The organism is Noviherbaspirillum sp. ST9 (genome assembly GCF_048799745.1).
Classification (GTDB): domain Bacteria; phylum Pseudomonadota; class Gammaproteobacteria; order Burkholderiales; family Burkholderiaceae_D; genus Noviherbaspirillum.
Window position 1 is genome coordinate 1 of the sequence record NZ_JBLWFR010000053.1, and the last position, 831, is coordinate 831.

The following is an 831-nucleotide window of genomic DNA, read 5'->3' on the forward strand; positions in this document are numbered from 1 at the left end:
TGTAAGCTCCGTCATAACTGCCCTTTATCGTATAAGAACCATCCGTGTTCTTCTTAAAGAAAATCACTTTCCTCAAATCGTTAGCTACATAAGAATTGTAAAGCAGCGTATCCACCCTGCACCTCGAAGTCCCCAGGAGATTAGACAGATCGTATGATCTGGACGCCAAAATCACCTCATCGTTAAACCTCGCAATGGGCGTTGTTGCCGTTTTACTTAAAGAGTTATAATCCATCAGGGCGTTATTAACAGAAAGGCACGAATCAGCATACAGAGAGGCATTTTCATATTCTCCCATGTTCAGATAGATACGGGCAAGCAAACCATAAACAGCCGCCCCCGAAGGCCTGTTCTTAGGAGCAGACGTTACAGGCAACAGTGACCCTGCAAGCTTAAGATCAGAAATAATCTGAGCATAGGTATCCCCTATACTTGCCCTGAAAGAAGCTGCATCGGGATCTGAATCAAGACGCAAAGGAATTCCCGGCGAGGATAACACCTCCTCAGAGTAAGGTTTGGCAAACACCTGGGCAAGCTCGTAAAACAGGAATGACCTAAAAAACAAGGCACTTCCCCTGATCACCTTCTTTTCATCCTCCGCCAGCCCTTTCGCTTTGTCATTCAGCGCATCCAGCACCACATTGGCATAAAATATTGCCCGGTACGGATTAGACCAGTCCCCTATCCGCTCACCCTGGTCAGCCCATATATAATTATTCCTGGTGTTAACGTTCGAAATGGAATTGTAGCTACTCTCCGTAAGGTAATACGTATCGGCAGATTCTTCCCCAGCCATTGGCGTCGACTGGTTCATTATGGCGTAATTATCCA

The 831-nt window shown here is 46.1% G+C and carries 1 protein-coding gene; it reads right to left on the minus strand.

Annotated features, from left to right (window positions below; all coding sequences use genetic code 11):
• On the minus strand, positions 1-814 hold an 814-nt coding region (locus tag ACNOHI_RS24685), incomplete at its 3' end, for a RagB/SusD family nutrient uptake outer membrane protein (protein ID WP_420477376.1).
• Between the last annotated feature and the right edge of the window lie 17 nt (positions 815-831).